Genomic DNA, 23,336 nt, shown 5'->3' with positions numbered 1-23,336 from the left:
ATTTTTAAGAAATAGTGTTAATTTTATTTAAATTTTAATATTTTTATACTCTAAAACATTAAAAATGAAAATTGACCCTATTAATTGGAAAATTCTGGAATGTTTACAACAAAATGCTAGGCAATCTAATACTGATATTGCTAAAAAAGTTGGTGTTACTTCGCCGGCAGTTGCTGAACGAATTCGAAAATTGGAAGATGCTGGTATTATTGAAGGTTATCATGCCAAAGTTTCTCATTTTGAAACTGGCCATCAGCTAAAAGCAATTATTACTTTAAGGGCTTTTATGGGTAAATTAAAACCGTTTATAGAAAAAGTATCAGATTTTAATGAAGTTGTTAATTGCTATAGAATTACAGGAAATGAAAACATTATTATGGAAGTTGTTTTAAACAATCAAAAGCATTTAGAACAATTTATAGATCAATTAATTACCTATGGGGAAACTAGAACACATGTTGTATTATCCAATATTGTTAAAAACAATCCGATGGTAAAAAGGCTACCTCTTTAAAACATAGTTTATACATTTGCGTTAGGGATTTCGCGGTTTGTTTGAGCTCTTTTAGTATTTTTTTAAATACTTAAAAGCGAGTAGCAAAAGCCCGACCCATAGGGTAACGACCAAAAAATTATATTATCCTTCTTTATCTATTATAGTAAGCGCTAAACGAATTTTAAAATATTCAACTTCCGCATTTAAATGTTCATAATATGGTTTTAAAGCATCAGGACTTTCCAATTCATCTTTCGCATTTCTCACTTTTTCAACCTCTTCTTTAGTTACAAAGCTGTCAATATCAATTTCCTTTCCGTCAGTGTATAATTTAGCTAAATGAGAAAATATTGTGGTGGATTTTAAATTTCGTTTTTCTGCAATTTCATCAATTGTTAAACCTTCTTTATACAATTCGTAGGTTACTTTGTGTGTATCCTTTTTTTTACGAGTGTTTATTTTTTCATTAGAAAAAGAAACTATTTCAGCTATAAAATCTTCACCGTAAACTTCTAATTTTCGTTGTCCAACACCGCTAATATCTAAAAAATCACTTTCACACATGGGTCTTGCGCGTTCCATTTCTTTTAAGGCAGCATCACTAAACACCAAATATGCTGGGATATTTTCGGCCAATGCAATTTCCTGACGCAATTTTCTCAAACGTTCAAATAAGGTGTCTTTTTTAGGTTTTTTAGCCTTTGCCTCTTTTTGAACTTTCACTTGTTCTTTAAATTCAATTGGGCGTGTTAAATTCACTACTTCTTTTTCAAACAATACTTTTTTTGAAAAACTAGTTAAACGCAATGCGTTATTTTTATGAAAAGCAATTTCGCAATACCCTTGATTCATTAACTGAATTAAATATTGTTGCCAATCTCTCCAAGAAATATCACTTCCTATTCCGTGAGATTTTAATTTATCGTATTGTTTGTCAATAATAGTCGCATTATTTGCACCTCTTAAAACATCAATTACAGTTCCTGTAGCTTCAGATTCTTTTAAACGAGTGATTACTGAAAGTGCTTTTTGAGCGATAATTGTACCATTAAAAAACTGAGGAGGATTTTTACATACATCACAATTTCCACAGTTTGTCGCCAACAATTCTCCAAAATAACTTAGCAAAATTTTCCTTCGGCACGTGGTTGCTTCAGAAAATTGTTTCATACGTTCTAATTTAGCAATTTGCACTTCTTCATTACTAGCTCCACTTGCAAATTTTCGAAGTTGAATAACATCTGAATAACTATGAAATAATATGGCATTTGCTTTTAATCCATCTCTACCGCAACGTCCAATTTCCTGATAATAACCTTCAATGTTTTTAGGCATATTGTAATGAATTACCCAACGAACATTTGATTTGTCAATTCCCATTCCAAAGGCAATAGTTGCACAAACTACTTCTATTTTATCATAAATAAAATCTTCTTGCGTTTTGGTACGTTCTGTAAATTTTAAACCTGCGTGATAAGCAGCAGCTTTAATTCCATTTTGTTTTAGTTTAGAAGCTAATTGCTCTGTAGATTTTCTACTTAAACAATAAATAATACCTGCTTCATTTGGTTTTTTACGAATAAATTTAATAATCTGTAATACTCTATCATTTGCAGGACGTACTTCTAACTCAATATTTTCCCTATCAAAAGAAGTTAAAAACCGTGTTGCTTTCGAAATATTTAATTGTTCTAAAATATCTTGCCTTGTTGCTTTATCAGCGGTTGCTGTTAATGCAATTATTGGTGTATTTGGTAATGTTTGTTTTAAAAATCCTAATTGTTGATATGATGGGCGAAAATCGTGCCCCCAAGAAGAAATACAATGTGCTTCATCAATTGCAATGCAACTAATATATTCTTCTGTTAAAATGTTTGCCAATAACCCTAAACTTTCTGGGGCAACATATAATAGTTTAATCTCTTTGTTTGCTACTCTATTAAAAATCTCAAGTTGTTCTTCATTTTCTTGACTGCTATTGTAAAAATCGGCTGGTATTCCGTTGGCATTTAATCCGTCAACCTGATCTTTCATTAGCGCTATTAATGGTGAAATCACCAAGGTTAAACCATCAAAAAGTAACGCAGGTAATTGAAAACAAATAGATTTTCCACCACCAGTTGGCATAATTACCAAATTATCATTTTTGGAAAGTACTGATTCTATAACTTCTTGTTGTTGCTCACGAAAACTATCGTAACCAAAATACTTTTTTAACGTTGGAATTAATTTTTCTTGGGTTTCTTTTAATAGCATTTTGAAGAATAGAAATATTTATATGAAAATAAGATAATTTACAAAAGTAATTTAAAATCCTTAGTTGGTCTTATTTTTTGAATAGCTAAAAATCAAAAAAATCCAACTTTCGCTGGATTTTCTATATTCAAATTTTAATTACTATTATTTTTTATAAGCATCAGAGTGAACATTAGACACTGCTCTACCCGATGGGTCATTCATATTTTTAAAACTTTCATCCCATTCTAAGGCAATTTTTGTACTACAAGCTACAGATGCTTCTTGTGGCACACAAAGTGCCGCAGTATCAGAAGGGAAATGCTCTGTAAATATAGAACGATAATAAAACTCTTCTTTATTTGTTGGTGTTTGAATTGGAAATTTATATTTCGCATTTGCTAATTGCTCATCTGTTACTTTTTCATTTACAACTTCCTTTAACGTATCAATCCAGCTATACCCAACACCATCTGAAAATTGTTCTTTTTGTCTCCAAGCTACACTTGCTGGTAAATAACTTTCAAAGGCTTTACGCACTACCCATTTTTCCATACGCTCACCATTTATCATCTTATCTTGTGGATTCATTCGCATTGCAACATCCATAAATTCTTTATCTAAAAATGGTACACGTCCCTCAATTCCCCAGGCGGCTAAACTTTTGTTAGCTCTTAAACAATCATACATATGCAATTTACTTAATTTACGAACTGTTTCTTCGTGAAATTCTTTTGCATTAGGTGCTTTATGAAAATATAAATACCCACCAAAAAGCTCATCGGCTCCTTCGCCAGAAAGTACCATTTTAACTCCCATAGATTTAATAACTCTAGCCATTAAATACATTGGTGTTGAAGCACGTATTGTTGTAATATCGTAAGTTTCTAAGTTATAAATCACATCTTTAATAGCATCTAAACCTTCTTGGATGGTGAATTTAATTTCGTGATGAACAGTTCCAATGTGATCAGCTACTAATTGTGCTGCAGCCAAATCTGGCGAGCCTTCTAAACCTACTGAAAATGAATGCAATCTTGGCCACCAAGCTTCTTGAGTATCATCGCTCTCAATTCTTTTTTCAGCATATTTTTTTGCAATTGCTGAAGTTACTGAAGAATCTAAACCTCCAGAAAGTAGCACTCCATATGGTACATCAGACATTAATTGACGGTGAACAGCAGCTTCTAGAGCATCATGTATTTCATCAATACTTGTTTGATTTTCTTTTACAGCATCATATTCCATCCAATCTCTGCTATACCATTTCGTGAATTTCCCATCGCTACTATGTAAAAAATGTCCTGGAGGAAATAACTCAATTTTAGTACAAACACCTTCCAATGCTTTTAATTCTGAAGCCACATAAAAAGTTCCGTTAGCATCCCAACCAATATATAATGGAATAATTCCCATATGATCACGTGCAATAAAATATTCGTCTTTTTCAACATCATAAATAGCAAAACCAAAAATTCCGTTCATTTCATCAATAAAACTAGTTCCTTTTTCTTGGTATAATGCTAAAATTACTTCGCAATCAGATTCTGTTTGAAAATTATATTTCCCTGCAAATTGTTTACGTAATTCTCTATGATTGTAAATTTCTCCATTTGCAGCTAACACCAATTTACCGTTTTCACTAAATAAGGGTTGTTTTCCTGAAGCAGGGTCAACAATGGCCAAACGTTCATGAGCTAAAATTGCTTTATCATCTGCATAAATTCCACTCCAATCCGGACCACGATGACGTATTTTTTTAGACATCTCTAATAACTGAGGACGTAATCCTTCACTATTTTCTTTTAAATCAAACGCACAAACTATTCCACACATGGTTTTTCTTTTTATTGTTAATTACAATGCAAATGTGATGTATTTGTTTATTTTCACAAACACTATTACAATTAATGATTACATTTAAAAACTAAATACAAATTATTAATGATTATTTGTAACTAAAACAATTCTTATTTGTGAAAATTGATTATTAATTGAAATTTCTTTTAAAAAATTGCGTCTTTTTAAAAGAATTAAAGTCTTAGTAGTATAACTTAAACCTAGAATTATGAAAAATAATGAATGTACTTGCACTTGCGAATCATGTGTAAACGGAAAATGTAAAAATTGTACTTGCGAAAATTGTAACTGTACTAATTGTAATTGTTAAAATGTAAAACTCTATATTTAGTAATTAAATGTAGAGTTTTTTAATTTATTTATGGAAACAACTGTTATTTGGGATGAATTTTCAGAAGCGTTAAAACGCTTTATTTACAATCGTGTAAAAAATAATGAAATTACAAACGATTTATTACAAGAAGTTTTTATTAAAATTCATTTAAATATTCATAAAATTAAAAAACAGGAAAGTATTAAATCTTGGATTTATACCATTTCAACTAATACAATAAATGATTATTTTAACAAGCAGTCTAAACTAAGGAAACTAAATTCTGAAAGTATTGAGTATGACAATAAAAATGAAACCGAGCATTCTGCCAAAGATTGTTTACTCCCTTTAATTAATAATTTACCATCAACTTATAAATTGGCTGTATATTTAAGTGAGATTAAAGGAATTAAGCAAGCGGAAATCGCCAAACAAATGAACATTTCATTATCAGGTGCAAAATCTAGAATACAACGTGGAAGAAATTTACTAAAACAAGGTTTTATAGATTGTTGTGATTATAAATTAAATGAAGTAGGTTATTTAGTTGGTGAACATAAAGACAAAAAAGATTGTAAAGTATGTTCAACTAATACATAAAACTACTACAAATTATACCCTATAGAAAACATTACTATTCTGGGCAAAATATATGTTTTAGTATCTGAAATTATATAGGAAGAAAAACTATTTCGATTTTTTAATTTTACATCAAATAAGTTTTGAGCATCTAACTTAAAACTCCAAGCGCTATCTTCACTTTTATAAGATAGCGTTGAATTTGCTACTTGGTATGTGTTTTTTTGATTAAATGTTTTATTTTTATAGCTGTAATTTTCATACTCAAACGAAAAAATAAATCCTTTCAAAAAATCGTAATCTAACGTTAAAAAAGGTTTATTAGTTATGAATTTTGAAGTTTGATTGCTTGATGTATAATTACCAATACCTTGTTCAAAACCGGCTTCAATAGTTGGAAATTTATCAAACAATGTTTTAGCTGAAAGTGTATAACTGTAATTGTTACTTTTGTTGGTTACAAAATTTTCATTAATATTTTGTAAATATGTTGAAGTTGAAGCAGTAGTTTTTAAACCATATTTAAGTTGCTTTATCTTTTTATCAATATTCAAATTAAAACTCCAACGCTCCTCTGGATTATTAACTAATATGGGTGATAAATAATAATTTGTATTTTCAAATTGAATTGCATTTTGAATGCCTTTTACTTTTTTTGTGTAATTAACACTTCCAAATAACATGATACCTCTGTACAAACTAAACCTACTATAATTAACTCTTGCAGTATGGTATAATTCATTTTCTAATTCTTCATTTCCTTTATAAACAGAATTGTAGGATTGCAAATAAAACCGATTTGCCATTTTTGAAGCATCTGCAAAAGAGCTTTTCAACTGGTAATTAAACTTTAATTTCTTAGAATTACTGAATTCTATTTTTGCTAAAAAATCTGGTAATAAAACGGCTTTATGTTTTCTTAAATTGGTTTCCTGACTTACACTCCAATTATAATTATGCAAAAAAGCACCTTGCTTAAATTCAAAAATTCCTGTTTTAAATTTATAATGTACACCTATAAACAGATCATTTAATTTATAATTTAAATCATTTCCAAATCCAGCAGTAAAAAAATTATTTTCAGTGCCGTTCTCTAATTCTTGATTTTCCTCTGTAAAAAAAGATTCATTGCTATATTTATTCCCTAAAGTTGAATAAATATGATTGAAATTATTTAATACCCAATAATGTTTAAAAATAGTATTGATAGTTGTATTCTCGATTTCTTTTAATTGCTTAATTACATAATTTTCAGTTGCTGAAACAGGAATTAAACCTTGTAAAATTTGTTGATTTGTTTGCCATAGTGTTGTTGGGTTATTTTTATCAAAAGTAACATCAGCAGCAAATGAAAAAGTATGTTTGTTTGATAGCTTTTTATGCCATTCAATATTTTGATTTAAGTATAATGAAACTGCTTTATTTTCTTCTGAAATATGGTTCTCTTCATTTTCAATACTTGAAACGATAAGATTATTCTTAAAATTATCAGTTTTTTTAAACTGCGTTTTAAAATACCATTGTTCATTAGTAGTTGGTGCATATTCTAAATTAAACTTAGCTATTCCTAAAATATTTTTAACAGTTGATGTATGCTCTTTCTCTTCTGTGAATTTTGCATATTGATTAACAGATGCTTCTAAAGTTTCATTATTGGCATGTGAAAAAATAGCATATCCAGAAATATCTAATTTATTATTAACTACTTTGGTAATATTTAAAGCCCCAAATTTATTAGTACTGCTTACCAAATCTTGTGTTTCTAAAAATTGAGAAAAATCACTTCCAGAAACATTATAAATAGAACCATCACCTTTAAAAATAGCACTTACACCTCCTTGAAACCTCATATAGTCTTTAAACGTAAAAGTTTTTTCACCTGTATTATTTAAATTACTTATAAAATTCACATTGGTTTTAGGGCTGTAATAAAACAGGTTACTATGCGCTCTGTAAAAATCTTGATTTCCTTTCCCAGCTTCAACGTCGCCAAAAGTAAATTGTTTTTTATCTTTTTTTAAGAGAATATTCATTGCCATTTCATCGGTATCAGACACGTTTTTTAAAAAGGCAATTTCACTATAGTTATCTAGTACTTGTATTTTATCTATTGCATTTGCCGGGATATTTTCAACTGCTAATTTAGAACCTCCTCCAAAAAACTTTTTACCTTCAACCAACATGGTAGTTACTTTTTTACCTTGTACGGTAACACCACCATTCTTATCCACTTCAACACCTGGTAATTTTTTTAACACGTTTTTTAGTTTTCGCTCTTCACCAGTTACAAACTTACTGGTATTATATGTTATGGTATCTTCTTTAACCATCACCGGCATTTCAATAATTACTTCTTGTAATTGATTTGGCGCATCTTTTAAAACTATATTTTTTAGAAAATTTTCTGATGCTACCAATTCAAAATTAGTAGTTTTAAACCCCATATAGCTTACAGAAATTGTATAATGATCATTTTTTTTTAATTCTAATTTATACAATCCATCATCATCCGTTATAGCAAATTGTAAATTTTTAGAAATGTCAGCAGGTTTTGCGATTACATTGGCATATGATAATGGATTTTGTAAACTGTCTTTTACGCTACCTCTTAAAGTGATACTTTGTGCATTAATAAAACTAATGCTAATAATGAAACATATTAAAATAGTAATTTTTTTCTTTACCATAAATTAATAAAATATTTAGAACGCTTTTTTAAAACTCTGCATCATATTTTTACCTATTTCTTCAAACTCTTCTTCAGAAACCATTTTTCCTTTGGTTGGTATCATAATTTCACTCTCTATTTTAGGATTTAATTCAATTTTATTAATATAATATTTAACATTTCTAACTGACAATTCCATAATTAAACCAGGCAATCCTCCATATCCTATAGGTCCGAAATTAATTGGTAATTTATCCGTATACCAAGCAACTACGGGATGATTAAACGTTCCTTTACTATTATTCACTACATAATTTGACGTAGCTTTAAAACAGATATAATTTCCAATTTTTTTAGATTCATTTATTAATTCCCAAGAAACACTATTCATATTACTTTTAATTAAAAAATCTTGACCAAAAGCATTAATTTGCCTTAGCCTACTTTTATCCTTTGAATTTAAATACCATATCCCACTATTACCTCCTGTTAAAATTGATAGTTTATAATATCTATTTTCTTCAACTTCCATATTTATATTTTCGACGAAAAAAAGACTTTCTTCTTTGTTGAATTGTAATATAAAATTGATATCATCAAGTGTTTTTTTTAGTTCAATATCTTTCTTCGATAAATATGAATTTATTTGTTTAGTGTCATTAGATTTACTATCGGAAATTAATTGCTTCTTATAGTGAATTTTACCAGAATATAATTGAGAATATGTTGTAAACACATTAAATAAAATTAAAAAGAAAGTAAATATTTTATTAAAAATCATTTTAGTTCTTTAATATTAATTATTAATTTTTTTCGAAAATATTCTTACCAGCCTCACTGGTTATTTCTTTATATTCTGCCTCTGTTATTTTTTTTCCTTTTGTTGGTTTTTTAATTTTTCCCATGTTCTTTTGGTTAATCTCAATTTTTGTAGCTTTAAATCTTAGTTCAGAATAATTTACATCTAAAATAAGACCTGGTAATCCGTTAAATTCCCTTGGACCCAAACTAATTGGAATTTGAGGTGTAAACCAAGCAATTGTTTTTTTATTTGTAGCAATAGAATCTTTTTTAATTGCCTTAAAACAAGTGTAATCTCCAATTTGTTTAGATTCTTGTGTGATTTTCCACTCAATGGGTTCTTTGCTTATTAAAAACAATTCTCCCATAAAATCTTTTTGAAGTAAACGTTCCTTAGTAGCAATGCTATAGTAAAACACATTATCTTTACCAGCAAAAATTCGAGTTAAATTAATCTCTTTTTCTACATCATTTCCCATAGGCTTATCAACTTGAAATAATGATTCTATTTCATTGAAATTTAAAAAACCTACAACATCTCTGGCTTTTTTAATAATTTGAATTGCTTGTTCATTTTTTTTTGTTTCAGAGATTTCTTTTTTGTTGGCTGTGTTAAGGCTAATTGTATACACTACGCTACCTTCTATACTATTTTGAGCATTTAAAAAAGTAGTAAACAAATAAAATATTATTAATATAAGATTTTTCATTTACGATTCCTGTTACTTTAATCAAAACCCAAAAGGAAGTTGTTGAATTGATCAAAACTCATTATTTCACCTTTTAAATTTTTAACAATTTTTTTTCTATCATTAGGATTTAATAAAATTCTATTTGAATAATAATGGATATCACCTTCTTTTAGTTCAAGAATTAAACCAGGTAGGCCGCTGTATTCTTTAGGACCAAAACCATTAGGTATTTGAGGAGTATACCAAGCTTCAACAACAATATTTTTTTTAGCTTTTTTAGTTGTAGTTGCTTTAAAACAAATATAATCTCCAATTTTTTTAGATTCATTTATCAACTCCCAATGGAGGTCTTTTATTGTTCTTTTTATTATAATTTTCTTTTCATAAAAGTCTCTCGCCTCTATAGTCACACTATCTTTTAAACTTGTATAATAAAAACTATTACTACTTGTTAATATTTTAGCAAACTTCATGGTACCCATACTATCATTTTGTAGCATATTATTCCAAAAATAATTCGATGAATCCTCATCGAAAATCAAACTAAATTTAAAAAATTCTTGATAATTTATTAAGCTTTCATTTACTGCTGAAATTACTCCCTTAACTCTCTCATTTTTATTTTCAGAAAGGGAATCTAATTTTAAAAAATCATTATAAACTCTGTACTGGTAAATAACTTCACCTGATAATTTTTGAGCACATGCCTTTGATGCATTAAATAGCATAACAAGAATAAAAATGCTGAAATATTTTAAAAAATTCATAATTTATAATTCACTGATACTTATTAAGTAAACCCATTATTCATCGTATTTAATTACTTTTAGCTTTTTTTTGAAAATTCAGGGGCTGCATTTTCCAAAATTTTTCTAAATTCATCACTAGTTACTTTTCTACCTTTTGTAGGTTTTTCAATTTTAATTATTTTTTGAGGGTTCAATTCAATTTTTGTAATTCTATAAATTAATTTATTATTTATTTGCAGTTCTAAAATAAGCCCAGGTAAACCATTATATCCATTTGGACCAAAATTAACTGGAATTGAAGGTGCATACCATGCTATCGTTGGGCTGTGTTTTGGATTTTTAATTTCCATTTTATTTTGCTCAATCGCTTTATAACAAACATAATCTCCAATTTTCTTTGTTTCGTGTGTCAATTCCCATTCTTTTTTTGACTCACTTACCATATATAATTCCCCAATTGCATTTTTTTGTATAAAATTTTCGCCAGTTTTATTATTATAATAAAAAACATACCTCCCTTTCCCACCAGAAAGTAGGTTGGTAAGGTTTAAACCTGTATTAGATTCATTATCCATTTTATTTTCAACCTCAAACAATGCTTCATCATTTGCAAAAATTAATATAGAAGACACATCCGAAACATTTTTATACATAGCAATTAATTTGCTTCTAGTTTCTTTTGATATTTTTTCATTTTTAGAAAGCTCATTTAAATCAGGGGTTTTTAATGAAATATTATACACTACGCTGCCGTTAATTATTACTTGTGAAAATGCAAAACAGTGAAAAAGTAATAGCAAAACAATTATCTTTATTTTCATTTTTTTATTTTTAAAATTAACTTTAAAACATTTAAAAGAGCTTTTACACTCTTTTAAATGTTTTTCTTTAATAAACTGCCTAATTCATACATTCATTAACTTGATCCATATAGGTTTCCATATAAAATTCAAACCATTCACCATTTAAATCATCATCATATTCGTCGGCAATAGCTCCAACATAAGCAAGAGCTTTATCTACACATTCCCTAACCCCAACGACTGCATCTTCGGTCACTAGTTTCTCATTCGATAGTTCAACATTTGAATTCGCATTCACCATTGTTATACTTGCAAAAACAAAAACTATTCCTAAAATTATTTTTTTCATTTTAATAAAAATTAAATTAGTTAATAGCGCATAATTGCGCTTTATTATTTTGTAAAAACTGTGAGGTGTATTACTTTTGCAACACTTTCCTCTGTTTGTATTTATTAGCTATGTCATAGTTAGTGGTTTTGGGTTAAACATTTTATTAGCGTATTGTGTTCTTAAAATTATTACAAACAGAGGATTTTTTACTTCAACTCTAGAAAGTAAGCAAATTCCTATTTATAAGAATGAGATTCCTGCCTTTACTTCGACTCCGCTCAGTAACCACATAGGAATGACAATCTCTTCACAGGAATGACAATTATTTTAAAATGGGAAATGGCTTTATAGCAATTATTTTTTTCATAGATGCAATTTATTTAAAGGTTTAATCTTTCTCTTGGTGAATGTAAAAAAAAAAAAAAGTCTTAACAAAATAAATTACATTTTTTACTTACTTTATTAAAAGTTTATGGTTTTCACGTACTTTAGGTATGGGAAAACCATATTTTTTAAAAACTATTTGCACACAATTGTTTAATGCTTACTTTCGTGAAAACTATAAATAACTAAGTTCATGATTCAATTTACCTTACTTTTTGCTGCAATTCTAGGAGGATTTGCTGTTGTTTTTGGTGCTTTTGGCGCACATTTATTAAAAAAAATCTTAAATGAAGATCAATTAAAAAGTTTTGAAACCGGTGTTAAATATCAACTATATCATGCCATTGTATTATTAATTATTGGTTTTAATTTCAATATAGAAGCGGCTTCAGAAAAATTGATGGTGTACAGTTTTATGGCTGGAATTATTTTGTTTTCTTTCAGTATTTATGGCTTGGTAATTTCATCAGCAAAAAACAAAAAACTACGTTTTTTAGGTCCAATTACACCTTTAGGAGGTCTATTATTAATTATTGGCTGGGGTTTGTTATTTTATAACATCTTAAATATGACATTTTAATGTCTTAACAATTTTCAATTATTATTTTTTTGTAGATTTACCCTTAGACCAATCAATCTATAAATGAAAATCTGCACATTAAAAACACTCGTTGTGTTTCTTGCTATTTTAATAGTAAGTTGCAATATCAAAATTGAAGAACAAGAAACAAATTACGCTCAAGAAAATTATAATAAAACCGAGACTACCATAACAATGCGTGATGGTGTAAAGTTATTTACTACAATTTACGCTCCTAAAGATACCAGCAAAAAATATCCAATATTATTACAACGTACACCATACAGTGTTAGACCATACGGAGCTGACACATATAGAAATAATATTGGCCCAAATAGACATTTAATGGAAGAGGGAAACATTATTGTTTATCAAGATGTTAGAGGAAGATGGATGAGTGAAGGAGCTTTCGATAATATGCGAGCCTATATTCCAAACAAAAAAACTATTCAAGATATTGATGAAAGCTCTGACACGTTTGACACAATTGATTGGTTAGTTAAAAATGTTGAAAACAACAATGGAAATGTTGGAACTTGGGGAATTTCGTATCCTGGATTTTATGCAACTTGCTCTACAATTGATGCGCATCCTGCTTTAAAAGCAGCTTCACCACAAGCTAGTATTGCAGATTTCTTTTTTGATGATTTTCACCATAACGGTGCCTATTTATTAAGTTATTTTAAAATTACGCCGCTATTTGGAACTCCAAAAGACAAACCAACTGATACATCTTGGTACAAAATGCCCGATATTAAAACTCAAGACCAATATCAATTCTTTTTAGATGCAGGTCCATTAAGTAATTTAAACTCCTATTTTCAAAATAAAAAGTTAGACGATCCATCTTTACAGGTTGATGAAAAAACAGATGATTTCTTTTGGGAAGAGTTAAAAGAACATCCTAATTATGATGAAGTTTGGCAACGAAAAGGCATTCTTCAACATTTAAAAAATATTAAATCGCATGTGGCAACTATGGTTGTTGGTGGCGAATTTGATGCTGAAGATTTGTATGGAGCTATAGAAACCTATAAAACAATTGAAGAATACAATAAAGATAATTATAACACTTTTGTTTTTGGTCCTTGGAGCCACGGACAATGGGCAAGTACACAAGCTGAAAACAGTGTAGGAAATTATTATTTTGGAGATTCAATTTCGTTAAAATATCAAGAACAAATTGAAACTAAATTTTTTAATCATTTTTTGAAAGGCAGTGGTGATAAAAATTCTGGTTTACCTGAAGCATATGTTTATGATACTGGTAAAAAGCAATGGGAAAGTTACACTACTTGGCCTCCAAAAAACGCAGAAAAAGAAACGCTCTTTTTATCCGAAGATCAAAAATTATCTGCTATTGAAGAAAAAGAAACTGGCATTCAATTTATAAGTAATATTAAAAAACCAGTACCATATTCTGAAGACATAAAGTCTGTTTTTACACCTAGAAAATATATGACAGATGATCAGCGTTTTGCAGCCAGAAGAAGTGATGTATTAACATATACAACAACCATTTTAACTGAAGACTTAACACTTTCAGGTGATATTTTAGCCAAACTACAAGTTGCAACTACAGGAACGGATGCTGATTGGATTGTTAAAGTAATTGATATTCACCCAGCTGATTCAGAAGAAAATAATAAAAATATACAAGATCATTTAAAAATGAGCAATTATCATTTAATGGTGAGAAGTGAAGTAATGCGTGGAAAATTTAGAAATAGTTTTACACATCCTGAACCTTTTATTCCTAATAAAAAAACAGCCGTAACTATTAAATTACAAGATGTAAATCATACTTTTAAAAAAGGACATAAGTTACAAATACAAGTTCAAAGTACTTGGTTTCCTTTAATAGATTTAAACCCGCAAACCTATGTTGATAACATTTTTAAAGCAACTGAAGAAGATTTTAAAACACAAACACATACCGTTTTTACATCTTCAAAAATTGAATTTTCTGTTTTAAAAAACTAATAATTTAAATATAGACAAACACTATTACTGAAAACAATAGCACATACATTAACACTGAAATTTTCCAAAATATATGTGCTTTTTTAAGTTCCATAAAGTAAAATGATACTCCAATAAATTTTATTGCTGACAAACCTAAAATTGCAACAGTGGTATAATTAAAAGGGAAACTTGAAATTACACCAACTGCAACAGTTAATAATACTAATAATATCCAAACAAAAATTATACGGCTATTCATAATTAAAAAAGTAAGTAAATTATTGGAAACAACAACAGCCAAATTAAATCACACATATGCCAAAAAGCAGCACTAGCTTCAACATCTTCAATAGTTGTTGTTGATTTTTCCTTTTTCAACCCAACATACACTGAAATTAAAATTACCAAGCCTACTAATACATGGATCACATGAAATAAAGTAAGCATCCAATAAAATGTAAAGAAAGTGTTGTAACCTATTGTTAAACCAGCTTCAATTTTATCTATATACTCAACGCTTTTTAAAACTAAAAACAACACTCCACCAAGCATTGTAAGTGCTAAAAATAGTAATGATTTTTTGGTGTTTTTTTGTTTCAAATAATTCACAGAAATTGCCATAAAAAAACCACTTGTAATTAAAAAAACTGTATTAATAGTTCCAAAAGCAGTGTTTAAAAGCAACCTTGAATTATGAAATACTTCTAGTTCATCTTTACTATAAACAGTCATAGCTATTAAAGCCATTCCGAAAGTGAACAGTTCTAAAAAAATAATTATCCATAGTAAGATTCCTCCTGGCGGATAGAAAATATTTTTATGATTTACTGGTTGAATCTGCATAAATTAATCCCAATCTAATAAACGTTTTTGACCTTCTAGCTTTTGAATATCTGTAATATCTTGAGACATTTCAATTACACCTTTATATTGCTTGTTGTTATCTCTAATTGCAAAATAACGAATATGAATAATACGTCCTTTAAAATTGAACCAAAACTCAGCTACATCTTTTGTTCCTGCTTTAAATTCTTCAACAATTCGTAAAACCATATCAACACTTTTTGGCGGATGACAAAAACGTACTTCACGACCAATAATTCCTTTACTACGTGGAAAAACTCGATCATCTCCTCTATTGTAAAAAATTACTTTGTCATTTTCATCAACATATGTAATATCTACGGGTAAAAAACGAAGTAATAAATTTACTTGTTCTGGCGTCATATAACCTTCGTCATAATGAAAGGTATTTTCTAATGAAAAAGATAAATCACGTTTTGTAAAATCATCACTTGGGTGTACATACGCTACTTCTTCAACTGCAGGATAAGGAGCTGGTTTTTTCATTAACATCCAACCTATTTCTTCATCGCCTTGGTAAAATTCTTTCCAATCATCTTCACTCAACAAATCCATAGCTTTTGGGAACAAACGTGTATCTTCAATAGACATTAAACGCTTAATTCCTTCAATTAAATAAGGAGTATTATCAATAATTTTCGCTGTATTTTGTTCTGAATTATATCCGTTTAACAAACGAATTTGATCACGTAAATTGTCATGAAAAGACCACATTCCTTGACTTGGACCTTCCCAACCATGTTTTTCTAAATATGGGAATAATTGATTTTCTTTACGTGCAAAACGTTTTTCAATTGTAGTTAATTGATTGAAAACATTGAAATACTTTTGAAAATCTTCAACAGGATCAGCATCGTATAATTCTAATAATATATTTTGTATTAAGGCTGCTTCCTCGTAATAAACTTTTACAGGATGTCCTTCTGGTAATTTTGCAACAGTGGGTAAAAATGAATCCATTATTTAATTAATTTTAAAGCTTTTGGGATTAATACATTTTTCTCAAAATGCATATATTTATGAACCTGATGTTCTAATTGCTGTAAGTTTTTATATAAATATTTGTATGAATTACAAGCTCCTTCTGGAGTTGTATAATTAGAAGATAATTTTGAAATTTCTTTGAAAGAATCACCCATTAATGCTTGAGCAATCTCGTTTCTTTTAATAGCTTTTTGAAAATCTTGTAAACTTTCTAATGTAACTTCTTCTGATTTAAAAGTGGTATCAACTATTTCATTAATAATAGGATACAAACTCATAATTGAATTTTTAAACGTTTCAGTTATTACAACTTCAACACCTTTTACCAATTCATTAATTTCAATTACTTCATGATGTTCACTGCCATGTACTTCTGCAACTTTAGCTGCATATGGAAGAATTTCAAATATAGTGTCGCTAATAGATGTATGGTAACCACCTTTAACTCCATCAATTAAAGTAGGAATATCTAATTCGTCAATACTTGTACCTCCTGAAATTTTGCTATTAATAGCTTCAATTTCATTTTTTAATACCTCAAATTCAACGCCGCTTTCTTTACGCGCTTTCTCTAAAGTGTCTCCTCCTCCACAGCAAAAATCAATTTTATATTTGCTGAAAACGTGATCAGATCCAAGATTTTTTGAAACAACCTCAGCAACTGTATTTTCTTTTGTAATTTGCATAATCATTTATTTAGAGTGCAAATATACCAAATAAAAGACAATTTTGTCCTTTTTTATAAATATTTTACAACCAACTATAAAACAATACTTTAGGTGGGTAATAAAATCATTAAATACGTTTTTATTTTAACAATATTTAAGATTGATGTTTGATTTTTTCGTATAACTGTACTAACGATTTTAGTAGTTCAACAGGAGTGGTTAAAATTTGATAATGGTTTTGCCCAAACATTTGTGGTAAGTAATATTTTGCCTCTGCTTCAATTGCTAATGCATATGAATTTATTTGTCTTTCATTCAATTCTCTTAATGCTTGTTTTACATCATTTACACCGTATTTACCTTCATATTTATCATAATCATTTGGCTTTCCATCTGAAATTAAAATAACCCACTTATTTTTGGTGTCTCGTTTATCTAACATTGCACCTGAATGACGTAAAGCCGCACCAATTCTTGTATAACCACTTGGCTCAACTGCACCTACTTTAAACTTAGCTTTATTCCAATCTTCATCAAAATCTTTAATGGTTAAATAACTTGAATGGTTTCTTGTTTTTGAATAAAAACAGTCTATCGAAAAATCTATATTAAACTCATCTAATATTTCTCCAAACAATATTGACACTTGTTTTTCAACATCTATAACTCTATTTCCAGCAGCATAACCATCACTAGATAAACTAATATCTAATAATAATAAAATGGATAAGTCTTTTTCTTTTTTCCTTTTTGATAAATAAATTTTATCAGAAGGTGTATGCCCAGAATGTACATCAACAAATAAATCTGTAATAGCATCAATATCAAATTCTTCACCTTGAGTTTGCCTTCTTTGTTGCTGGTATTTATTGTTAACTGTGGTTAACATTTTTCTTAAACCCGCAAGTGTTGATCTATATTGATTTAGTGTGTTTTTATAATAACCAACATTTGATTTTAACAATGTTTTAGGGTATACTTTACAGAAATTATGTTTATAAGCTCGTTTTTTATAATCCCATTCATCATAATTAATATGATATCCTGTACTGTCAATTTCTGCACTTTCAGAAACTGTTGTATTCTCAATAAAATCGGCTTGATAAACAGAATGTGCAGTATCATCAACTCGAACAGTATATTTCATGTTAATTTCATCTAACGCATTTGAATGATCTTCTAAATCATCATCACCATCCATATCTCTAAAGTTACCGCCAAATTCTTCAGCTGTTTCTACTTTTTCAAATTGATGTTGTAAAACGGCATCTTCTATTTGCTTTTGATCTACTTGAACTGAAATAATCTCTTCAACAGCTTTTGATTTTAGGGTTGTTTTTGGTTTTTCTTCATCACCCTTTTTCACTTTATCTGTGAAGTTTTTCAGTTTTTTATTAGAAGGCTCTTCAGGATTATTTTTCATCCATTTTCCAAAAACAAATGTATAATCGGCTAAGGATTCATCTTTTGCTTTTTCTGAATAAAACTGAATAAATTTTTGAAAATATTTTTTTGTGATTGGAAATTGTTCAAACAAAGAGTCTAATACAATTTGAGAAGTTTCTTTTGCTTTTTCTTGAGATTCAGCTAACTCATGTTCTTGGTTATCATTCCAATTTAAATCTAAATTTTTTTGAACTGATAAATACAAAACTCTGAATAAGTAGAAAGAAATATTTTCATCAGTAGAAGAAAACTCAGCAAATTTTGTTGGAAGAAAAAAATTATTATTTTTATACCCTCCTTCTCGTTCAGCGTCAAAAATCTCGATAGATTCACCAGTAATTGCACGTGCAAAAATAACTAATCGTGGTTTTAAGTCACTTAGATTTACCACATGAGCAATACTTTCTTGCTTCTTTAATCTTCTTCTTTTAAAGTAGTAAGCAAGTTTAGTAAATATATATTCATCTGGTTCGAACATAGTTTCTATATTAATAATAAGCTTCTAAATAAACACTTCGACAAGCTCAGTGTGACATCTTATTCTTTATATCATTAAATTGCATAAATCTTTTAAGGCTTCAACCACTTCTAAATCATCGGTTAAAGGCTCAACAATAGCTACTTCAACTGAAAGTCTTTTTGGTAAACCACTATGAATTAGTTTAGCTGCATCAACCAACAAACGAGTTGACACTGTTTCAGTTAAACCAAGCTCAGTAAGATTTCTAATTTTAGTTGCAATATTTACTAATTTTTTAGCTACTCCAATTTCAATTTCTGTTTCATTAACTAAAATTTCGGCTTCAATTTTAGCATCTGGATATGCAAATGACATTGCAATAAAACGCTGTCGAGTTGATGGTTTTAATTCTTTAAACCCTTTTTGATATCCTGGATTAAAAGATGCAACTAACATAAAATCTTTATGTGCTTTTACTGTTACTCCCAATTTATCAATAAATAATTCTCGCCTATGATCGGTTAAAGAGTGAATTGCAACAATTACATCGGGTCTTGCTTCAGCAATTTCATCTAAATAAATAATGGAACCTTCCTTAATAGCAATTGTAAGTGGACCGTCTAACCAAACTGTCTCTGCTCCTTTTATAATATATCTTCCAATTAAATCGGTTGAAGAAGTTTCTTCGTGACAAGAAATAGTGATTAACTTTTTATCTAATTTATGAGTCATAAACTCAATAAATCTTGATTTACCTGTTCCTGTTGGTCCTTTTAATAAAAAAGGTATTTTATTTTTATAGGCCTGTTCAAATACTTCAATTTCTTTTCCTATTTGATGGTAGTATGGAATTTGATTACTCATTCGAATTTCTTATTTTGGTTTATAAGAAAACCAGAATTGAAAGTTGTTAAAAATAACAACATCTTTAACTCTGGTTATCAATATAAAAAACTACTGTTAATAAATTACTCTTTTGCTACTAATGCTTCATCATTAGGTGTACCATGTCTATAAAAATCAATCATATATAAAACGATACCTGTTGAAAATAAAGTTGCACAAAGAATTAAAACTATAAAGTGAATCTCAATCTCTAGTTGCACTTCCATAAAATCTCTTCCAAATTTCCTTTCCAAATATACTTGAGCAACACCAGCAACTCCGAATGCGACTGTCATTCCAATCATACCAATATTAGATAACCAAAATGCCATTCTACCCATAGAACTATCGTAAAGTTTTCTTCCAGTCATATTTGGTAAGCTGTAACTAATAATAGCTAAAACTATCATTGCATAAGCTCCCCAAAAGGCTAAATGTCCATGCATAGCAGTAACTAAAGTTCCATGTGTATATAAATTTGTTTGTGGTAATGTGTGTGCAAATCCTAATAAACCTGCACCTACAAATGATACAATTGCTGCTCCTAATGTCCAATATAAAGCTAATTTATTTGGATGTTTCTTTTCTCCTTTTCTGTACATATTAACGGCAAACAACGCCATTGCTAAAAATGCTAATGGTTCTAATGCGGAGAAAATACCACCTACAATTAACCATATTTTGTTAACACCAATATAATAGTAATGGTGTCCTGTTCCTAAAACTCCTGATAAGAAAGTTAAACCTACAATTACGTATAACCATTTCTCAATAACTTCTCTATCAACACCCGTTAATTTAATTAATAAGAAAGATAAAATACCTCCCATAATTAATTCCCAAACTCCTTCTACCCATAAGTGAACAACCCACCAACGGAAAAATGAATCTGTTACTTGGCTATCAAATGGTAACATTCCTGGTAAATACAGTAATGCAGCAAATAAAAGCCCCATTGAAAGTACTAAAGCTGTAGTTGTTTGTCGCTTACCTTTAAATAAAGTAACCAAAATTAAACCTAAAAATAAGAGTACATTAACTACTACTAAATAATCAAGTCCTCTAGGAATTTCTAAAAATTTTCTTCCTTCCCAAATATTAAAGTGAAAACCTACAATTGCAGCAACACCTACTAATGCTAAACTAATTAACTGTACATAGGCCAATTTTACACTTACTAATTCTCTTTGTGCTTCTTCTGGAATAATATAATATGCAGCACCCATAAATCCTGATAGTAGCCAAACTACTAGTAGATTTAAATGAACTGCTTTTGCTGTATTAAAAGGGATAACATCATGCAACCCATCATATCCTGCATGAGCAAAACCCATAATAAAACCGTATACCAATTGCAACCCAAACAACAACATTGAAAGGGCAAAAAACCAATAGGCTACTTTTTGTGATTTATATTTCATAATTTTTTAGTTTAGTTGTTAATTTTATCTTTTGCTAATGGTGAAATTTTTCTATCTACTCCAACAACTTCTCCAAATCCATTTAGGTCAATTTCTCCAATCCACTTAAAAAAAGCTATCACATCTTTTGCTTCACCTTCAGTCATCCCATAAGCTACCATTTGTCTTCCATTAGGTTGCCAAGGTACTTTTGACATTAAAATACCTTTGATAACTTCTTCACCATTATCATTATATTTAAAATTTAACCTATCAATAACCTTTGTTAATTCAGGAGCATAATACCCTCCTTCTCCTAATAATGTATGACATCCCATACAATTATTTGTTTCCCAAATTTCTTTTCCTCTAACTACCTCTGCAGTAAGATTTTCTTCGTTTGTTTGATCTTGTTCTCCTGATAAAGAATACACCGTAAGTCCTATAAAAATAAGAAACGTTACTAATGTCCCTCCTAGAAAGAAAGCCCTTGCTTGTTTTTTAGATAACATACTTCATTAGTTTGATTAATTTAACATTCACATTATTAAAAGACCTTTTTATCTTTTAATAAGACAAAAGTATGAAAATATTAATAATAAAATATGATATTTGTCAATTAATTATTTATGATAGATCTAATCCTTTTAATGTAAGTACTCTCCCTTTCTCAGAAATTTCTAGCGAAAACTCGTGGATAGTTTTATCTTTAAATTTACCCAATAAACTATTTTTAAAAGGTTCAACTATAAAATGAACAGGGCAAGGATTTTTACCATCACATTCATTAAGTCCTAAAAAGCAATCATTGAATTTATTTAAACCATCAATATTTTCAATAATATCAAGCACATTTTTTTGCCTGTTTTTATCCGTTAAAAAGAAGCCGCCATTTGGGCCTTTAGTAGAAGATATAATTTTACCACGTACTAGTTGTTGAAATAACTTTGCCAAGAATGGACTTGGAACATCAATACTTTCAGAAATTACCTTTACACTTATTTTTTTATCAACATTTGAATGTTCAGCTAAAAAAAGTGTTGATAAAATTGCGTATTTACTAGCACGTGATAACATTATAATATTTTTTGGTTTCTATGCTGCAAAACTAATCAAAAAAGATTATAAGGTATTATATTTTTTTAAATTTAACAGTAAAATGTCTCATAATAGGTGCTTCATCAGTTATTTCATAACCAGATTTTGCTTCTTCCCTAGTATCAAAAATATTTTTTAAACACGCCGCAACATAGTCCATATGGTTATTAGTATAGGTTCTTCTTGGTACTGCTAGCCTTACCATTTCTAAATCTGGAAATCTATTTTTTCGTGTAAAAGGATCTCTATCAGCTAAAACTGTCCCAATTTCAACACCTCTAATACCTCCAACAATATAAAGTTCAATAGCTAAAGCCTGTGCTCTATACTCTTCTCTTGGTATTTTTGGCACAAATTTATTAGCATCTAAAAATATGGCGTGACCTCCAAAAGGTTGAAGAACAGGCACTCCATAATCAACTAATTTTTTACCTAAATGTGCTATTTGCTCAACTCTACTTTCTAAATAATCAAATTCTGTAGCTTCATCTAAACCAACAGCTAAAGCACCCATATCACGTCCGTTCATACCACCATAAGTGATAAAACCTTCATACATAATATTAAAAACGGTGGCTTGTTTAAAAACTTCTTTGTTATTTAAGGCAATAAAACCACCCATATTCACTAAGCCATCTTTCTTAGCACTAATTGTCATTCCATCACCATAAGAAAATACTTCTTTAACAATTTCTTTGATAGTTTTATTTTCATATCCAGCTTCACGTTTTTTAATAAAATATGCATTTTCAGCATAACGTGCTGCATCAAAATACAACGGTATACCATATTTTTTGCATAATCCTGAAACTTCTCTAGTATTTTGAACAGAAACCGGCTGACCACCAGCACTGTTACAAGTGATTGTTAAAATTACAAATGGTATTTTTTCCTTAGGATGACTTTTAAATACCTTTTCTAATTTACCTAAGTCTACATTTCCTTTAAAAGGATGAATGATAGCTGTATCAAAAGCTTCATCAATAGTACAATCTACAGCGGTAGCTTTTCTAAATTCAATATGTCCTTTTGTAGTGTCAAAATGAGAATTACCAGGTACAACATCTCCTTCTTT

At 29.1% G+C, this 23,336-nt stretch carries 22 protein-coding genes; 4 read left to right on the top strand and 18 right to left on the bottom strand.

Annotated elements, in window-relative coordinates; genetic code table 11:
- Positions 1 to 64 precede the first annotated feature (64 nt).
- Positions 65 to 514 carry an Lrp/AsnC family transcriptional regulator gene (locus Q0352_RS01430; protein ID WP_299522444.1) on the top strand — a complete coding sequence of 150 codons (450 nt, stop codon included), beginning with the start codon at positions 65 to 67 and terminating at the stop codon, positions 512 to 514.
- Positions 515 to 637: 123 nt separating this feature from the next.
- Here the strand turns inward: Q0352_RS01430 and recQ are convergent, their stop codons facing one another.
- Together recQ and asnB are read right to left on the bottom strand one after the other, a co-directional pair.
- Complete coding sequence (gene recQ / locus Q0352_RS01425) at positions 638 to 2,752, bottom strand: DNA helicase RecQ (protein WP_299522441.1); 2,115 nt, start codon at positions 2,750 to 2,752, stop codon at positions 638 to 640.
- Between the two features lie 144 nt (positions 2,753 to 2,896).
- The gene (gene asnB, locus Q0352_RS01420; RefSeq protein WP_299522439.1) at positions 2,897 to 4,567 is read right to left on the bottom strand and encodes an asparagine synthase B; all 1,671 of its coding nucleotides are present in this window, start codon (positions 4,565 to 4,567) and stop codon (positions 2,897 to 2,899) included.
- A gap of 385 nt (positions 4,568 to 4,952) precedes the next feature.
- On the opposite strand from asnB, the gene sigZ reads away from it, so the two are divergent.
- The gene (gene sigZ, locus Q0352_RS01415) at positions 4,953 to 5,504 is read left to right on the top strand and encodes an RNA polymerase sigma factor SigZ (protein ID WP_299522436.1); all 552 of its coding nucleotides are present in this window, start codon (positions 4,953 to 4,955) and stop codon (positions 5,502 to 5,504) included.
- Between the two features lie 5 nt (positions 5,505 to 5,509).
- Here sigZ and Q0352_RS01410 read toward each other — a convergent pair whose 3' ends face one another.
- From Q0352_RS01410 to Q0352_RS01385, 6 genes are all read right to left on the bottom strand, one after another.
- On the bottom strand, positions 5,510 to 8,170 hold the full coding sequence (locus Q0352_RS01410) for a carboxypeptidase-like regulatory domain-containing protein (RefSeq protein WP_299522434.1): 2,661 nt from the start codon (positions 8,168 to 8,170) through the stop codon (positions 5,510 to 5,512).
- Between the two features lie 15 nt (positions 8,171 to 8,185).
- A complete protein-coding gene (locus Q0352_RS01405) occupies positions 8,186 to 8,932 on the bottom strand; it encodes a GLPGLI family protein (RefSeq protein ID WP_299522430.1) in 747 nt (248 codons plus the stop codon).
- A gap of 22 nt (positions 8,933 to 8,954) precedes the next feature.
- Positions 8,955 to 9,662 carry a GLPGLI family protein gene (locus Q0352_RS01400; protein WP_299522427.1) on the bottom strand — a complete coding sequence of 236 codons (708 nt, stop codon included), beginning with the start codon at positions 9,660 to 9,662 and terminating at the stop codon, positions 8,955 to 8,957.
- Between the two features lie 17 nt (positions 9,663 to 9,679).
- The gene (locus Q0352_RS01395; RefSeq protein WP_299522424.1) at positions 9,680 to 10,411 is read right to left on the bottom strand and encodes a GLPGLI family protein; all 732 of its coding nucleotides are present in this window, start codon (positions 10,409 to 10,411) and stop codon (positions 9,680 to 9,682) included.
- Between the two features lie 59 nt (positions 10,412 to 10,470).
- Positions 10,471 to 11,214 carry a GLPGLI family protein gene (locus Q0352_RS01390; RefSeq protein WP_299522421.1) on the bottom strand — a complete coding sequence of 248 codons (744 nt, stop codon included), beginning with the start codon at positions 11,212 to 11,214 and terminating at the stop codon, positions 10,471 to 10,473.
- Positions 11,215 to 11,293: 79 nt separating this feature from the next.
- Positions 11,294 to 11,497: a hypothetical protein gene (locus tag Q0352_RS01385; RefSeq protein ID WP_299522418.1), complete on the bottom strand. Its 204-nt coding sequence runs from the start codon at positions 11,495 to 11,497 to the stop codon at positions 11,294 to 11,296.
- Positions 11,498 to 12,104: 607 nt separating this feature from the next.
- Between Q0352_RS01385 and Q0352_RS01380 the strand changes: the two genes are divergently transcribed.
- The gene (locus tag Q0352_RS01380; RefSeq protein ID WP_299522415.1) at positions 12,105 to 12,491 is read left to right on the top strand and encodes a DUF423 domain-containing protein; all 387 of its coding nucleotides are present in this window, start codon (positions 12,105 to 12,107) and stop codon (positions 12,489 to 12,491) included.
- A gap of 63 nt (positions 12,492 to 12,554) precedes the next feature.
- Entirely contained in the window at positions 12,555 to 14,474 is a 1,920-nt protein-coding gene (locus Q0352_RS01375) for a CocE/NonD family hydrolase (protein WP_299522412.1), read from the top strand.
- Between the two features lie 4 nt (positions 14,475 to 14,478).
- Here the strand turns inward: Q0352_RS01375 and Q0352_RS01370 are convergent, their stop codons facing one another.
- The 10 genes from Q0352_RS01370 to Q0352_RS01325 all read right to left on the bottom strand — a co-directional run.
- Entirely contained in the window at positions 14,479 to 14,715 is a 237-nt protein-coding gene (locus tag Q0352_RS01370) for a cytochrome C oxidase subunit IV family protein (protein WP_299522409.1), read from the bottom strand.
- 2 nt (positions 14,716 to 14,717) lie between these two features.
- On the bottom strand, positions 14,718 to 15,299 hold the full coding sequence (locus Q0352_RS01365; protein WP_299522406.1) for a cytochrome c oxidase subunit 3: 582 nt from the start codon (positions 15,297 to 15,299) through the stop codon (positions 14,718 to 14,720).
- Between the two features lie 3 nt (positions 15,300 to 15,302).
- Complete coding sequence (locus Q0352_RS01360) at positions 15,303 to 16,280, bottom strand: PAS domain-containing protein (protein ID WP_299522403.1); 978 nt, start codon at positions 16,278 to 16,280, stop codon at positions 15,303 to 15,305.
- Positions 16,280 to 16,990 (bottom strand): DUF542 domain-containing protein, encoded by a 711-nt coding sequence (locus tag Q0352_RS01355; RefSeq protein ID WP_299522400.1) that lies wholly within the window; start codon positions 16,988 to 16,990, stop codon positions 16,280 to 16,282. Before Q0352_RS01355 ends, Q0352_RS01360 begins: the two co-directional genes overlap by 1 nt.
- 136 nt (positions 16,991 to 17,126) lie before the next feature.
- Entirely contained in the window at positions 17,127 to 18,896 is a 1,770-nt protein-coding gene (locus Q0352_RS01350) for a VWA domain-containing protein (protein WP_299522397.1), read from the bottom strand.
- 66 nt (positions 18,897 to 18,962) lie between these two features.
- Positions 18,963 to 19,742 carry a CbbQ/NirQ/NorQ/GpvN family protein gene (locus Q0352_RS01345; protein WP_299522394.1) on the bottom strand — a complete coding sequence of 260 codons (780 nt, stop codon included), beginning with the start codon at positions 19,740 to 19,742 and terminating at the stop codon, positions 18,963 to 18,965.
- A gap of 104 nt (positions 19,743 to 19,846) precedes the next feature.
- The gene (locus Q0352_RS01340) at positions 19,847 to 21,184 is read right to left on the bottom strand and encodes a cbb3-type cytochrome c oxidase subunit I (RefSeq protein WP_299522391.1); all 1,338 of its coding nucleotides are present in this window, start codon (positions 21,182 to 21,184) and stop codon (positions 19,847 to 19,849) included.
- Positions 21,185 to 21,195: 11 nt separating this feature from the next.
- On the bottom strand, positions 21,196 to 21,675 hold the full coding sequence (locus tag Q0352_RS01335; RefSeq protein WP_299522388.1) for a cytochrome c: 480 nt from the start codon (positions 21,673 to 21,675) through the stop codon (positions 21,196 to 21,198).
- Between the two features lie 115 nt (positions 21,676 to 21,790).
- Positions 21,791 to 22,240 carry an Rrf2 family transcriptional regulator gene (locus Q0352_RS01330; protein ID WP_299522384.1) on the bottom strand — a complete coding sequence of 150 codons (450 nt, stop codon included), beginning with the start codon at positions 22,238 to 22,240 and terminating at the stop codon, positions 21,791 to 21,793.
- Between the two features lie 55 nt (positions 22,241 to 22,295).
- Positions 22,296 to 23,336: tryptophanase (locus tag Q0352_RS01325; RefSeq protein ID WP_299522381.1), on the bottom strand; the 1,041-nt coding region annotated here is incomplete at its 5' end.

The organism is uncultured Lutibacter sp. (assembly GCF_937891065.1).
GTDB lineage: Bacteria > Bacteroidota > Bacteroidia > Flavobacteriales > Flavobacteriaceae > Lutibacter.
Note: the sequence above shows the minus strand (reverse complement) of the source record. Positions and strands in the feature narration are given on the sequence as shown.